Raw genomic sequence first — 14228 nt, 5'->3', positions numbered from 1 at the left:
GGGGGGCGCCGCTCAGGCCGCCAGCATCGCGCTTTCGCGATAGTGCCGCTGCGCGTCGTCGAAACGCTCGGTTTCCTCGAACAGCCGCGCCAGCGCCAGGTGCGTACGCACGCGCAGCCGCCGCTGCTGGTCGATATCGGCGTACTTCAGCGCGCGCTCGAAGCTGGACTGGGCCTTGCCCCACAGCTTCTCGCCCAGGCACAGCACGCCCAGCGTGTAGTAGAGGTCGGCGTCGGCGGGATGCCCGGCCAGCCATTTCTCGGCCTGCTGGATCTGGGGCAGTGCGTGGCCGGGCACGGCGCAGTCGGCATAGCGCAGCACCAGGCGGCTGTCCCAATTGAATTTGAGCGCGTCCTCGATGATGCGGCGGGCTTCGTTCTGACGGCCCAGCGCGGCAAAGTAGCGCGCGGCGGGTTCGGCGATGCGCGTGGCGCGGCGTTCGTCGGCGGACAGCGAGCGCCAGAATTCGCCGAGGGCGTCGGCATCGTGGCGGCGCTCGTCGAGCATGGCCTCGACCGCCATCTGCTTGAGCCGCAGCGCCAGCACCGGATGCAGCGCGTTGCGCTTCTCCAGCGAGCGCGCCAGGCGCAGTACCTCGGACCAGTTCTTCAGGTGCTGGTGCGCGCGCAGCGCAATGCGCTGCACGTGGATCTGGCGCGCGCCCTGCGCCTGCAGCTGGGCGATGGTTTCCAGCGCGCCGTCTGCGTCGCGTGCGTCAACCAGCAGCTCGGCCATCGACACCAGCCGCGCCTGTTCGCGCTCGGGATCGGTGACCTGGGACATCCAGGCATCGCGCCGTTCGGTCTCCTGCATGCGGTGCGCGGCGCGCGCGCCGATCAGCGCGGCGGTCTGGGCCTGGTCTTCCCACGACTGGGCCTCGCGCGCGCAGCGCTCGGCGCGGGCAAAGCGGCCGGCGAACAGGTTTTCGATCGACTCGCGCAGCGCAGCCTGGGCCTTGTTCATGCGGCTGCGTTCGCGGTAGGCGGCGGCGCGGCGCGGCATGTCGCCCAGATGGCGGATGGTGGACATCACCGTCCAGACCACGAAGAACAGCAGCAGCAGCAAGGCCAGTGCCAGGTTCAGCGACAGCTCGACGCGGTACGGCGGATAGAACAGCACCACATTGCTGTGGTTGAACTGCGTGAAGAGCGCCAGCCCGACGGCGCCGCCGAACAGGACCGCAACCCAGAACAGAAGGCGCATGGGCTTACTCCTTCTTCAGGGCGTTCAACGCGCCCAGGCTCTCGGACATGGTCGGCAGCTGCACCGTCACCGCGCCTGCCTGTGCCTGCCTGAGCAGGGTCAGCACGCCCTGCACGCGGCGCGACTTGGTGTCGAAATAGCGCCCGATCATCGCCTGCGCGGCGGCCAGGTCATTGCGGAACACCGGCTCGTTGCGCGACAGCAGCGCCAGCCGCGCATTGAGCAGGCGCAGCTTGACGTTCTCGCGCAGGAACCAGCCCTGGTCGCCGGACAGCAGCAGCGCCTCGGCGTCGTCGACCTTGCGGATGCGGATCACCTGGGCCATTTCGTCGCGCAGGTAGGTCCACAGGCGGGAGAACCAGCCGTTGGTGGCAGCGGCGGCCGCCGGGGCGCTGGCCGCGCCCTTGCCGGCCGCGCCATCCTTGCGGGCATCGGCCTCGGTGCGTTCGAGCATGCGTTCGCTGGACAGCAGCGGCAGCGCGTCGACCTGGTTGATGGCTTCGTCCAGCTTGATCGCGGCGCCGGTCAGGTCGGTGTCGGGCACGGCCTTCATGCGCGCGATGTCGCGGGCGATGGCCCGGCGCAGCAGGTTGTACTGCGGCTTGTCGGCGCGTGCCAGGCGCGCGTCGGCGCTCTGCAGCGCGGCCAGCGCGACCTGCACGTTGCCGGTCAGCTGCAGCTGCTGGCCGGCGTTGGTCAGCAGTTGCTGGATCTCGGCGATTTCCCAGTCGTCGCGGTTGCGCATCAGGTCCTGGTAGACCTGCTCCAGCGCCACCTGCTTGTCGCGGGTTTCGCCGACCTGGTTTTCAAGCGCGCCGACCTTGGTCTGCAGTTCCTTGACCGTGTCCTGCGCATTGCGCGTCAGCACGCGCGACTCCTGCACCAGCGCATCGTTGCTTTGCTGGCGCCGGGCCAGTTCGCCGGTCAGGTGGTCCACGCGCTGCTGCAGCCACCAGAAGCCGCCGGCGGTGGCGACCAAGAGCACGGCCACCAGGGCCCACAGCGCCGCGGGCTTGCGCGCGGCAGCATGCTGGCCGGCGGAGGAAGCGGAAGCGCCGGAGCCCGGCACGGGCGCCGCGGCCGCCGAGGGCGGAGGTGTAGCGGAGGAGGACGTGGTTTCTTGCGTCACGCGTTCGACCTTCGTTGACGTTGCGGGGACTGCGGCAGCCGGCGCGGGCGCCGGTGCCTCGGCGCGCGCCGGGCCGGTGTCTGTTATCGCACTGGCGCGGCCGGATGCACCGGATGCATCCGGCGCAGCGGCCACCGGCACCGGACCGGCGTGGGCATCGGCCCATTGCAGGCACGCCGCGAGCAGGCCGGCATCGCCCGGCGCGGCGCGCAGGATGTGGCTGAAGCCCAGTGCCAGCGCTTGTTCGGCGATTCTCGCATGCGGCGCGATGCACTGCACCTGCCGCAGGCCGGCATTTTCCTGCGGCGAAAGGTGTTGACGCGCGAGCGTGTCGAGGTTACGCACGGCCTCGGAGCTGGTCAGCAGCCATACATGGGGCGGCGCGCCGGCCTGCAGGCTGTCGCGCACGGCTTGCCATTGCATCGCGCCGGGCTCGGGCAGCGTGCGCCGGTAGGCCTCGACGGCCTCGACCTGGGCACCGGCTTCGCGCAGGCGGTCGCCGAGCCAGTCGCGGCCGCCGTTGCCGCGGACGATCAGGACTGGCTTGCCGGCGAGCGCGGCGGGATCGAGCTGGGCCCACAGTGCCTCGGAATCGAAGCGCGGGCCGTCGGCGTCGTGGTTCGAATCGTGGTTCGGGTCGTGGTTCGAGCCGTGGTTCGAGCCGTGACTGAGACTGTGATTGGCATTGTCGCCGGCGTCATCGGCACCCTGCCCGTTCGTGGCGGCGCCGGCCGGCGCGATCACCCGGCAGGTGGGCGGCGCGATGCCACGCTCGGCCAGCGCCGCCACGCTGGCCGGCCCAACCACGGCGGCCGGCACCTGGGCGGGCCATTGCGCCGTGGCGGCGCCCTGCACGCCGGCCAGCGCATCCAGCGCATAGGCAATGGCGTTGGGACTGACAAAGACCACCAGGGCAAACTGGTCGAGCCGCGCCAGGGCCGCGCGCAGCGGCGCGTCGTCGGCCGACGGGCCGATGGCCAGCAGCGGAAAGCTGAGGACGTCGAGACCGGCGGCCTGCAGCGCCTCGGTCAGTTGCCGGGACTGCCCGGCGGGTCGTGTGACAACGACGGTCGGGCGGGGCATCGGGCAGCCTCAGGCGGGTGCTTGCGTGCCGGGCGAGCCGGCTGCCCGATCGTCGAGCGCGGCGAGAATCGCTTCGGCCCCTTGCGCAAGCAGGTCGCGCGCGCAGGCCTGGCCGAGCGCCTCGGCGGCGGCCAGATCGGCGGCCGGGCCCGCGGCGGCGGCGCGCAGGCCGCGCGTGCCGTCGGGCATGCCGACAAAGGCGTCAAGCTTGAGCTGGTCGCCTTCCCAATACGCGTGGGCCGCCAGCGGCACCTGGCATGAACCGCCCAGCATGCGCGCCACTGCGCGTTCCGCGGTCACGGCCAGCAGCGTCGGCTGGTGGTTGAGCGGGGCCAGCCATGCGGCCAGCTCGGGGCGGTTGGCAGGGATCTCGATGCCAAGCGCGCCCTGCCCGGCAGCAGGCAGCGACGACTCAACGGGGATCAGCGCGCGGATGCGGTCATTCAGGCCCAGGCGCTTGAGCCCCGCGGCGGCCAGGATGATGGCGCCGTATTCGCCGCGGTCGAGCTTGCCCAGCCGCGTGTCGAGGTTGCCGCGCAGCGGCTTGACCACCAGGTGCGGATAGCGGGTGCGCAGCAGGGCCTCGCGGCGCAGGCTGGAGGTGCCGACCACGGTGCCGGGCGGCATCTCGTCGAGCGAGGCGAAGCTGTTCGAAACCAGCGCGTCGCGCGGATCCTCGCGCTCCATCACCGCGGTCAGCGCGAAGCCGGCGGGCAGTTCCATCGGCACATCCTTGAGCGAATGCACCGCCAGGTCCGCGCGGCCTTCGTCCATCGCGAACTCCAGTTCTTTGACAAACAGACCCTTGCCGCCGACTTTCGACAGCGTACGGTCTAGAATCTGGTCTCCGCGTGTGGTCATGCCGAGAATGGACACGTCGCACGCGGGATAGTATTGTTGCAATGCAGCACGCACATGTTCAGCCTGCCACATGGCCAGACGGCTCTCGCGGGAGGCAATGACGAGCTTTTGCGGAAGGTTGCTAGACACGACAGCAGTAGAGGAAGACGGGGTGGCGGGTGCTTGCATCCGTGAATGGTAGCACGCGACCCAATAGCCGCTCCGCACCATATATCAGATAAGCAGACGAGGAGATTGCATGACGCAGCACGCTGCGCGCCCCGCTGGCCGCAAGTCCGCCGCTTCGGGCGCTTCGGGCACATCCGGCGCTTCGGCCACGAAGGATCCGGCCGCTGGCCAGGGTGAAGCAAACGGCGCATCCGCCGCCAAACCGACCCGCGCGGCTCGCCGCAGCGGCACCAACGGCACCAGCGGCGTCACCTCGTCGCGCGCCAAGCGCGTCACCAAACCCCAGCTTTCCATCGTGTCGAGCAACGGAACCACCGTCGCGGCCGCCGCCGGCCGCCGCACCCCCGACAAGGACCTGCCGCTGCGCGAGGACATCCGCTTCCTGGGCCGCCTGCTGGGCGACTGCCTGCGCGAGCAGGAAGGCGACGCCGCCTTCGAGGTGGTCGAGACCATCCGCCAGACCGCGGTGCGCTTCCGCCGCGAGAACGACCGCGCCGCCGGCGCCGAGCTGGACCGCCTGCTCAAGCGCCTGTCGCGCGACCAGACCAACCAGGTGGTGCGCGCGTTCAGCTATTTCTCGCACCTGGCCAATATCGCCGAGGACCAGCACCATAACCGCCGCCGCCGCGTGCATGCGCTGGCCGGCTCGCCGCCGCAGGCCGGCAGCCTGCAGCACGCGCTGGAGAAGATCGACGCCGCCGGCGTCACCGGCAAGCAGCTGCGCAAGTTCCTGGACGAGGCGCTGATCGTGCCGGTGCTGACCGCGCACCCGACCGAAGTCCAGCGCAAGAGCATCCTGGACGCAGAGCGCGAGATCGCCCGCCTGCTGGCCGAGCGCGACCTGCCGACGACCGCGCGCGAGCGCGAGCACAACACGGCCCAGCTGCGCGCCAAGGTCACCACGCTGTGGCAGACGCGCATGCTGCGCGACGCGCGCCTGACGGTGGGCGACGAGATCGACAACGCGCTGTCTTACTACCGCACCTGCTTCCTGCGCGGCATCCCGCAGCTGATGACGGAGCTGGAAGAAGACATCGCCGCGGTGTTCCCGACCACGCGCAAGCGCAAGGGCACGCCGGGCGCGCAGCAGGCGCCGCTGGCTCCGTTCCTGCAGATGGGCTCGTGGATCGGTGGCGACCGCGACGGCAATCCCAACGTGACCGCCGAGACCCTGGAGCATGCATCCAGCCAGCAGGCCCAGATGATCCTGGACTGGTACCTGGATGAAGTCCACGCGCTGGGCGCCGAGTTGTCGATGTCGACGCTGATGGTCGATGCCAGCGCCGAACTGCTGGCGCTGGCCGAGCGCTCGCCAGACCATTCCGAGCATCGCGCCGACGAGCCGTATCGCCGTGCGCTGATCGGCATCTACGCGCGCCTGGCCGCCACCTGCAAGACGCTGACCGGCCATGCCGCGCCGCGCCGCCCGGTGGCGCCGGCCGAGCCCTATGACAACGCCGAAGCCTTCGCCGCCGACGTGCAGGTCGTGATCGACTCGCTGCGCGAGAACCACGGCCAGGCACTGGCAGGCGCCCGCATCGACGCACTGGCGCGGGCCATTGGCGTGTTCGGCTTCCACCTGGCGTCGGTCGACATGCGCCAGGTGTCGGACGTGCACGAAGCCGTCATCGCCGAGCTGTTCGCCGCCGCCGGCATCGTCCCGGACTACGCCGCCCTGCCCGAGCAGCGCAAGCTGGAACTGCTGCTGGCCGAGCTGCGCCAGCCGCGCCTGCTGACGCTGCCGTGGCACGAATACTCCGAGCAGACCCGCAAGGAACTGGCGATCTTTGCCGCCGCGCGCGAGCTGCGCAAGCGCTACGGCAAGCGCATCGCACGCAACTACATCATCTCGCACACCGAGACGCTGTCGGACCTGGTCGAGGTCATGCTGCTGCAGAAGGAGTCGGGCATGCTGCAGGGCACGCTGGGCAGCAAGACCGACCCGGCGCGCATGGAACTGATGGTGATCCCGCTGTTCGAGACCATCGAGGACTTGCGCAACGCCGCCGGCATCATGCAGTCGCTGCTGGACCTGCCGGGCTTCGATTCGGTGATCGCGCACCATGGCGTCGAGCAGGAAGTGATGCTCGGCTATTCGGACTCCAACAAGGACGGCGGCTTCCTGACCTCCACCTGGGAGTTGTACAAGGCCGAGCTGGCGCTGGTGCAGCTGTTCGAGGAACGCAAGGTCAAGCTGCGCCTGTTCCATGGCCGCGGCGGCACCGTAGGCCGCGGCGGCGGTCCCACCTACGACGCGATCCTGTCGCAGCCGCCGGGCACGGTCAACGGCCAGATCCGCCTGACCGAGCAGGGCGAGATCATCAACAGCAAGTTCGCCAACGCCGAGATCGGCCGGCGCAACCTGGAGACGGTGGTCGCCGCCACGCTGGAGGCGTCGCTGCTGCCGCAGCAGAACGCGCCCAAGGATCTCGACATGTTCGAGGCGGTGATGCAGCAGCTGTCCGACCGCGCCTTCTCGGCCTACCGCGACCTGGTCTACGAGACCCCGGGCTTCAAGGACTACTTCTTCGCCACCACGCCGATCACCGAGATCGCCGACCTGAACCTGGGTTCGCGCCCGGCCTCGCGCAAGCTGATGGACAAGAAGCACCGCCGCATCGAAGACCTGCGCGCGATCCCGTGGGGCTTCTCGTGGGGCCAGTGCCGGCTGCTGCTGCCGGGCTGGTACGGCTTCGGCAGCGCGGTGAAGTCGCTGCTGGACCGCGCGCCGGACGACAAGGCACGCAAGTCCGCCGTCACCACGCTGCGCCGCATGGTCAAGACCTGGCCGTTCTTCTCCACGCTGCTGTCCAACATGGACATGGTGCTGGCCAAGACCGACCTGGCGGTGGCTTCGCGCTATGCGCAGCTGTGCGATGACGCGGCGCTGCGCCGCAATGTGTTCAACCGCATCAGCAAGGAATGGCACCTGACCAGCGAGATGCTCGCGCTGATCACCGGGCACCAGGACCGGCTGGCGGACAACCCGCTGCTGGCGCGCTCGATCAAGAACCGGTTTGCCTACCTGGATCCGCTGAACCACTTGCAGGTGGAGCTGCTGAAGCGCTACCGGGCGGGCAAGGACGGGGATGATATCCGTGTCCGGCGGGGGATCCACCTGACGATCAATGGGGTGGCGGCGGGGTTGCGCAATACGGGGTGACGACCGCTGGCATAAGACGAAAGCGGGCTGCCGGTTTGCTCCCCTCTTCCGCGCAAGTGGGAGAGGGGCCGGGGGTGAGGGCTGGCGCCTGCAACGGGCGGCGGCCTCCCCGGTGCCAGACCCCGATCTGCCGGCAAATCGACCCCCTGCAGTCCTGCCAACGCCCGCCCTCACCCCCTGCCCCTCTCCCGCTAGCGGGAGAGGGGAGCAAACAATCGGCAAGCGTTGCCGACCTCAGCCGACCTCAGCCCACAAACGCACCCGGCACCGGGTCCTCTCCCAGCGCATGCAGCAGGACGGCCCAGTGCATTGCCTCGTCCCCGAGGATGCTGCCGGCGGCCCGGGTCAGCTCGCGGTTGTGGAAGTTCGGCAGCACGCCCAGGTAGGCGGCGGTCGCACCCTTCTCCAGCCCCGCGGCAAAGCGCAGCACATCGGCCTGGTTCTTCAGGCTCTCGGTCGGGAACTTGTATTCCAAGGCTTTCTTCGCCACCACCGGCGTCCCACCCAGCTTCGACACCGTCCCGGCCAGCACCTGCGCATGGGCCTTGTGGTGGTCCTGGAACTTGACCGCGGTGGCCAGCACCGGCTTCTGCAAGAGGCCGCTTTCTGCGCCGACCTGGTAGGCGGCGATCGCCTGGTACTCCAGCCCCAGCGCGGTATTGAGGATATTGATGTCGTCCTTGGTGCTGCCCGACTGCGTCTGCGCCCATGCCGGCATCGACTCCCCGAGCGTGATGACGGCCAGCGAGCCGAGCGCGAACAGGCCGGGCGCCTTGAGCAAGCCCCGCCGGCGGGCATCCGGCAGCGTGACGATGGTTCCCGCCTCGTGCGCGGGTGTCTGTGACATGCGGTCCATGGTGTTCTCCTGTGAGGGATGACAACGTGGCGCCCCGTTGGCCGGGGTGCCGGGCTTGCGCCTGTCACTTCTACGCACGCGCCGCGCTTTTGGATGCGGCGCTACCTATAATCCGGCAAAGCTCCCTTGCGAGGACCCGTCCCGGTGCCGTCCGCCCCCCAGCCGTCCTATGCCGCGCCTGCCAGTCCCGATCGGCTGGAGGCACTGCTGCAGGCCGTGGCCGTGGGCGACCGCCAGGCACTGCGCGGCCTCTATGACCTCACCGCAACGAAACTGTTTGGCCTCGCGCTGCGTATCACTGGCAGGCGCGATTGGGCGGAGGACGTCGTGCAGGAAAGCTTTGTCAGCATCTGGCACCACGCCGGCGACTACCGGCCGCACCTGGCCGCGCCGATGACCTGGATGACCGCGATCGTGCGCAACCGGGCGCTCGACTGCCTGCGCCGCGCCGCCGCCGCGCGCATTGCGCAGACCGTCGAGCTGGAAGAAGACCTGGGCGAGTGGCTGGCCGACGACGCCGCCGGGCCCGCCGAGCTCGCCGATGCCAGCCAGCAGGCGCGCGCGCTGAACCGCTGCCTGCAACGGCTGGAGCAGGCGCAGCGCCAGGCCATCGTGCTGGCGTACCTGCACGACCTGAGCCATGCCGAACTGGCGGCGCGGCTGCGCGTGCCGCTGGGCACGGTCAAGTCCTGGGTGCGCCGCGGCCTGGAACGGCTGCGCCACTGCATGGAGGCGGCGACATGAAGCTGGCCGCCCATCCCGAGCTGCTCGACCGCCTTGCCGCCCAGTACGCGCTGGGCGTGCTGCGCGGTGGCGCGCGCCGGCGCATGGAACACCTCGCGCGCGAAGAACCGGCGGTGCACGCCGCCATCCTGCGCTGGCAGGACCGGCTGGCCGGCGTGTCCGAGCTGCAGGCGACGGCGGAACCGGTCGACAAGGTCTGGTGCGGCATCGAAACACGGCTGGGCTGGAAGGCGCCCGTTGAGAGTCTGGCGCCGGGGCCGCCGATGGCCGAACCGGCGGCCGGGTGGTGGCAGCGGCTGTGGTCGACCCCGCTTTTCTGGCGCGGCGCGGCGGCGGCAATGGCCGTGGTGGCGGTGCTGTCGATCGGGATCGGCATGCAGGTGGGACAGCAGCGCGAGGCCGCGCCGGCCGCGATCATCGCCGTGCTCAACGACGACCACGCCCAGCCCGCCATGCTGGTGTCGTGGGACGCAAGCGCACGCAGCCTGATCGTGCGACGCCTGGATCACCTGGAACTGAGCGAGCGGCAGGTGCTGCAGCTGTGGGCCCTGCCGGCCGACGGCAAGCCGCGCTCGCTCGGCGTGATCGGCCGGGCGCCGCAGGCCCGCCTCGCGCTGGCGGAGCCCCCTGCCGCGGTGCCGGCGCTGGCGGTCAGTATCGAGCCGACCGGCGGCTCGCCCAGTGCCGACGGGCCGAGCGGCCCGGTGGTGTTCAAGGGGCCTGTGCTCCACAACCCGCTGTAACCGGCGCCCGGCCGGCGCCGCCATGCCCCCGGCGGACGATATAATCGCCCTTTTCCCAAATTCTCCAATTCGCTTGCGCCCGCCGACGCTCACGCGCCGGCCGCCCGCGGCGAACCACTGCAGCCGACGTCCATGTCCACCTCCCAACTTGCCAAGAAAGGCGAAGCCTGGTCCGCCCGCTTCTCCGAACCGATGTCCGACCTGGTGAAGCGCTACACCGCCTCGGTGTTCTTCGACAAGCGCCTGGCCCTGTTCGACATCCAGGGTTCGCTGGCCCACGCGGCCATGCTGGCGAAACAGGGCATCATCGCCGAGGCCGACCGCGCCGAGATCGAACGCGGCATGGCCCAGATCAAGGGCGAGATCGAGGCCGGCAGCTTCGAATGGAAGCTGGACCTGGAAGACGTCCACCTGAATATCGAGGCGCGCCTGACCGCGCTGGTGGGCGATGCCGGCAAGCGCCTGCACACCGGCCGCTCGCGCAATGACCAGGTCGCGACCGATATCCGCCTGTGGCTGCGCAGCGAGATCGACAACATCATCTCCCTGCTCGGCGCGCTGCGCACCTCGCTGCTCGACCTGGCCGACCAGAACGCCGACACCATCCTGCCCGGATTCACCCACCTGCAGGTGGCGCAGCCGGTTACCTTCGGCCACCACCTGCTGGCCTACGTGGAAATGTTCACCCGCGATGCCGAGCGCATGGCCGACTGCCGCAAGCGCGTCAACCGCCTGCCCCTGGGCGCCGCCGCGCTGGCCGGCACCAGCTACCCGATCGACCGCGAGTTCGTGGCGCAGCAGCTGGGCTTCGACGGCGTCTGCCGCAATTCGCTGGATGCCGTGTCGGACCGCGACTTCGCCATCGAATTCTGCGCCGCCGCCGCGCTGGTGATGACCCACGTGTCGCGATTCTCGGAAGAGCTGGTGCTGTGGATGAGCCCGCGCGTCGGCTTTATCGACATTGCCGACCGCTTCTGCACCGGCAGCTCGATCATGCCGCAGAAGAAGAACCCCGACGTGCCCGAGCTGGCGCGCGGCAAGACCGGCCGCGTCAACGGCCACCTGATCGGCCTGCTGACCCTGATGAAGGGCCAGCCGCTGGCGTACAACAAGGACAACCAGGAAGACAAGGAGCCGCTGTTCGACACCGTCGACACCATCGTGGACACGCTGCGCATCTTCGCCGACATGGTGCCGGGCATCACCGTCAAGCCGGAAGCGATGCGCGCCGCCGCGCTGCAGGGCTACGCCACCGCCACCGACCTGGCCGACTACCTGGTCAAGAAGGGCCTGCCCTTCCGCGACGCGCACGAGGCCGTCGCCCACGCTGTCCGTGCCTGCGACAGCCGCCAGTGCGACCTGGCCGACCTGACCGTGGCCGAGCTGCGCGACGTGTCCGGCCTGGGCGACAAGGCCGCGCTGATCGGCGACGACGTGCACACCGTGCTGACGCTGGAAGGCTCGGTCGCCGCGCGCAACCATATTGGCGGCACCGCGCCGGACCAGGTGCGCGCTGCCATTGCCGACGCGCGCAAGGCACTGAACGCCTGACGGCCAGGAGGGCGGCGCCCTGCGCCCACCCCCACGCCGGTCATGACAAACGGGAGCGCGCGCTCCCGTTTTGTCTTTTCTGTGCGCGTTCGCACCGACACTGTTGTTATTTCCACGAAGCGGTTATTCCACCTCGGGGCAATGCCGCCCAGAAAATACGGAATTCGCCGCAATTCCGCGTGCATTAGTGCCTGTTCGCTGCAAGCGCGGCCGCAAATGTGATGCACTGGGGATTCACCCTAAAGATGTAGGACAAGTGACGCCGTAAACTAACGCGCCACCCCTGTATCCCCAATCCCTAGGACGATCACATGTCTCTCCTTATGAGGATCTCGCGGCTTATCGACGCCGTGAATGAATTCATCGGGCAATGGGCGAAATGGCTGATCCTGCTGGCCGTACTGGTCTGCGCAGGTAACGCCATCATTCGCTACACCTTCAGCATCAGTTCCAACGCATGGCTCGAACTGCAATGGTATATGTTCGCCGGCGTGTTCCTGCTCGGCGCCCCCTACACGCTGATGCGTGACGAACATGTGCGCATCGACGTCATCGCCGGCCGCTTCTCCGAACGCACCCAGGTCTGGATCGATATCTTCGGCATCCTGTTTTTCCTGCTGCCGATCTCGGCCATCATCCTCTGGCTGGCGATCCCCTACTTCTGGCTGTCTTATGTCGGCCATGAGATGTCCGGCAATGCCGGAGGCCTGATCCGCTGGCCCGCCAAATTCCTGATCGCCGCGGGCTTCCTGCTGCTGATCCTGCAGGGCCTGTCCGAACTGATCAAGCGCTTTGCGTACCTGAAGGGCGAGCTGCCATTCTCGGCATTCCGCAAGCACGCCGTCGACCCGGCGCTGGAGATCGCCGCGATCGCGCAGGCCAACCAGCCCGGTCCGTCCGAAAAACAATAAGGGGCGCGCACGATGACGCAATTCCTGATCGCGAACATGGCCCCGATCATGTTCGCTTCGCTGGTCGTATTCCTGCTGTCGGGCTTCCCGATCGCTTTCGCGCTGGCCGCCAACGGCCTGCTGTTCGCCTTTATCGGTATCGAGTTGGGCATGCTGCCGCCCGAGCTGCTGCAGGCCCTCCCCAGCCGGCTGTTCGGCATCATGGAGAACGACACGCTGCTGGCGATCCCGTTCTTCACCTTCATGGGCCTGATCCTCGAGCGATCCGGGATGGCCGAAGACCTGCTTGACACCATCGGCCAGCTGTTCGGCCCGATCCGGGGCGGCCTGGCCTATGCGGTGATCTTCGTCGGCGCGCTGCTGGCGGCAACCACCGGCGTGGTGGCGGCCTCGGTGATCTCGATGGGCCTGATCTCGCTGCCGCTGATGCTGAAGTACAAGTACGACAAGCGGCTGGCATCGGGCGTGATCGCCGCCTCGGGCACGCTGGCACAGATCATCCCGCCGTCGCTGGTGCTGATCGTGCTGGCCGACCAGCTTGGCCGCTCGGTGGGCGACATGTATAAGGGCGCGTTCGTGCCGGGCCTGGTGCTGACGGGCATGTACATGGGCTACGTGCTGCTGGTCACGCTGATCAAGCCGAGCGCGGCGCCGGCGCTGCCGATCGAGGCACGCACCTTCCGCGAGCCCAGCGGCAAGAGTGGCGCGGCGTCGGTACTGGTGCTGACCGCGCTGTCGGTCGCGGTAGGCGTGGCGGTGGACAAGATGTACAAGCCGGAGGCGCCGCTGGACGAGCGCCTGGTGATCTCGGTGGGCGCGGCGATCCTGTTCGCCTTCGTGCTGGCGGTGATCAACAAGGCGCTGAAGCTGAACCTGCTGTCGCACATGGCCGAAAAGGTCACCTTCGTGCTGATCCCGCCGCTGGCGCTGATCTTCCTGGTGCTCGGCACCATCTTCGTCGGCGTGGCCACGCCGACCGAAGGCGGCGGCATGGGCGCGCTGGGCGCGCTGGTGCTGGCCCTGCTGAAGCGCCGCCTGGATCTGGGGCTGACCCGGCAGGCAATGGAGGCGACGCTCAAGCTGTCGGCCTTCGTGATCTTCATTCTGATCGGCGCACGGGTGTTCTCGCTGACCTTCTACGGCGTGGACGGCCATATCTGGGTGGAGCACCTGCTGACCGCCCTGCCGGGCGGCCAGACCGGCTTCCTGGTCGCAGTCAACGTGCTGTTCTTCCTGCTGGCGTTCTTCCTGGACTTCTTCGAGCTTGCCTTTATCCTGGTGCCGCTGGTGGGGCCGGTGGCGGACAAGCTCGGCATCGACCTGATCTGGTTCGGCGTACTGCTGGCGGTGAACATGCAGACTTCGTTCATGCACCCGCCGTTCGGCTTTTCGCTGTTCTACCTGCGCTCGGTGGCGCCGCGCGAGGTGAAGACGTCGGACATCTACTGGGGTGCGGTGCCGTTCGTGGCCATCCAGCTGATCATGGTGGCGTTGATCATCGTCTTCCCGGGCCTGGTTGCGACCGGCGGCCACAAGGCCCAGGACCGCAGCATCACGCGTGACCTGAGCATCGACCTGGATAGCGCCGGTCCCAAGCCATCGGCGCCGAGCCTGTCGGTGCCGGCGCCGGCCGGGCAAGCGGGCGGCGGCGAAGGTCTGGAGTTGCCGGCCCAGCCAGCCGCGGAGAGCGAGCCGTCGGTGCCCCAGTTCGAGTTCGAGAAAAAGAAGAACTAGAGCCGGCATCGTCCGGACCCGCAAGGTCGAAAAGCCCCGCAACCGCTGCGGGGCTTTTTTTCTTTCGCGCATTGCGAATCGG

Annotated in this window: 10 protein-coding genes; 6 read left to right on the top strand and 4 right to left on the bottom strand. The window is 68.8% G+C overall.

Features of this window, described 5'->3' with window-relative positions; all coding sequences use genetic code 11:
* Nucleotides 1-12: 12 nt before the first annotated feature.
* The 3 genes from J8I34_RS01040 to hemC are packed head-to-tail and all read right to left on the bottom strand — an operon-like array spanning nt 13 to nt 4444.
* Nucleotides 13-1203: a heme biosynthesis protein HemY gene (locus J8I34_RS01040; protein ID WP_029046101.1), complete on the bottom strand. Its 1191-nt coding sequence runs from the start codon at nt 1201-1203 to the stop codon at nt 13-15.
* Nucleotides 1204-1207: 4 nt separating this feature from the next.
* Nucleotides 1208-3415 (bottom strand): fused uroporphyrinogen-III synthase HemD/membrane protein HemX, encoded by a 2208-nt coding sequence (hemDX, locus tag J8I34_RS01035; RefSeq protein WP_209805157.1) that lies wholly within the window; start codon nt 3413-3415, stop codon nt 1208-1210.
* Nucleotides 3416-3424: 9 nt separating this feature from the next.
* A complete protein-coding gene (gene hemC / locus J8I34_RS01030; protein ID WP_029046099.1) occupies nt 3425-4444 on the bottom strand; it encodes a hydroxymethylbilane synthase in 1020 nt (339 codons plus the stop codon).
* Nucleotides 4445-4514: 70 nt separating this feature from the next.
* On the opposite strand from hemC, the gene ppc reads away from it, so the two are divergent.
* On the top strand, nt 4515-7607 hold the full coding sequence (ppc, locus tag J8I34_RS01025) for a phosphoenolpyruvate carboxylase (RefSeq protein ID WP_209805156.1): 3093 nt from the start codon (nt 4515-4517) through the stop codon (nt 7605-7607).
* A 244-nt stretch (nt 7608-7851) separates the two neighbouring features.
* On the opposite strand, the gene J8I34_RS01020 is transcribed toward ppc, so the two are convergent.
* Nucleotides 7852-8463, bottom strand: a complete 612-nt coding sequence (locus J8I34_RS01020) for a ferritin-like domain-containing protein (protein WP_029046097.1) — start codon at nt 8461-8463, stop codon at nt 7852-7854.
* 144 nt (nt 8464-8607) lie between these two features.
* Here J8I34_RS01020 and J8I34_RS01015 point away from each other — a divergent pair, with 144 nt between their 5' ends.
* The 5 genes from J8I34_RS01015 (at nt 8608) to J8I34_RS00995 (ending at nt 14146) form a co-directional block, all read left to right on the top strand.
* Nucleotides 8608-9207 (top strand): RNA polymerase sigma factor, encoded by a 600-nt coding sequence (locus J8I34_RS01015; protein WP_029046096.1) that lies wholly within the window; start codon nt 8608-8610, stop codon nt 9205-9207.
* The gene (locus tag J8I34_RS01010) at nt 9204-9950 is read left to right on the top strand and encodes an anti-sigma factor (protein ID WP_029046095.1); all 747 of its coding nucleotides are present in this window, start codon (nt 9204-9206) and stop codon (nt 9948-9950) included. Before J8I34_RS01015 ends, J8I34_RS01010 begins: the two co-directional genes overlap by 4 nt.
* Before the next feature lie 132 nt (nt 9951-10082).
* Nucleotides 10083-11501: an argininosuccinate lyase gene (gene argH, locus J8I34_RS01005; protein WP_029046094.1), complete on the top strand. Its 1419-nt coding sequence runs from the start codon at nt 10083-10085 to the stop codon at nt 11499-11501.
* A gap of 311 nt (nt 11502-11812) precedes the next feature.
* Nucleotides 11813-12412: a TRAP transporter small permease subunit gene (locus tag J8I34_RS01000; RefSeq protein WP_029046093.1), complete on the top strand. Its 600-nt coding sequence runs from the start codon at nt 11813-11815 to the stop codon at nt 12410-12412.
* Between the two features lie 12 nt (nt 12413-12424).
* On the top strand, nt 12425-14146 hold the full coding sequence (locus J8I34_RS00995; protein ID WP_209805155.1) for a TRAP transporter large permease: 1722 nt from the start codon (nt 12425-12427) through the stop codon (nt 14144-14146).
* Nucleotides 14147-14228: the final 82 nt, after the last annotated feature.

This window comes from Cupriavidus phytohabitans (genome assembly GCF_017815025.1).
GTDB lineage: Bacteria > Pseudomonadota > Gammaproteobacteria > Burkholderiales > Burkholderiaceae > Cupriavidus.
The sequence above is the reverse complement of the archived record's forward strand: the minus strand, read 5'-3'. Positions and strand labels throughout refer to the sequence as shown.

What these genes read in the sequence shown, in the direction of transcription:
- J8I34_RS01000 (WP_029046093.1), top strand. Translation starts at nt 11,813, where the DNA reads ATGTCTCTCCTTATGAGGATCTCGCGGCTTATCGACGCCGTGAATGAA.
- hemC (WP_029046099.1), bottom strand. Translation starts at nt 4,444, where the DNA reads ATGCAAGCACCCGCCACCCCGTCTTCCTCTACTGCTGTCGTGTCTAGC.
- ppc (WP_209805156.1), top strand. Translation starts at nt 4,515, where the DNA reads ATGACGCAGCACGCTGCGCGCCCCGCTGGCCGCAAGTCCGCCGCTTCG.
- J8I34_RS01020 (WP_029046097.1), bottom strand. Translation starts at nt 8,463, where the DNA reads ATGGACCGCATGTCACAGACACCCGCGCACGAGGCGGGAACCATCGTC.
- J8I34_RS01040 (WP_029046101.1), bottom strand. Translation starts at nt 1,203, where the DNA reads ATGCGCCTTCTGTTCTGGGTTGCGGTCCTGTTCGGCGGCGCCGTCGGG.
- J8I34_RS00995 (WP_209805155.1), top strand. Translation starts at nt 12,425, where the DNA reads ATGACGCAATTCCTGATCGCGAACATGGCCCCGATCATGTTCGCTTCG.
- argH (WP_029046094.1), top strand. Translation starts at nt 10,083, where the DNA reads ATGTCCACCTCCCAACTTGCCAAGAAAGGCGAAGCCTGGTCCGCCCGC.
- hemDX (WP_209805157.1), bottom strand. Translation starts at nt 3,415, where the DNA reads ATGCCCCGCCCGACCGTCGTTGTCACACGACCCGCCGGGCAGTCCCGG.
- J8I34_RS01010 (WP_029046095.1), top strand. Translation starts at nt 9,204, where the DNA reads ATGAAGCTGGCCGCCCATCCCGAGCTGCTCGACCGCCTTGCCGCCCAG.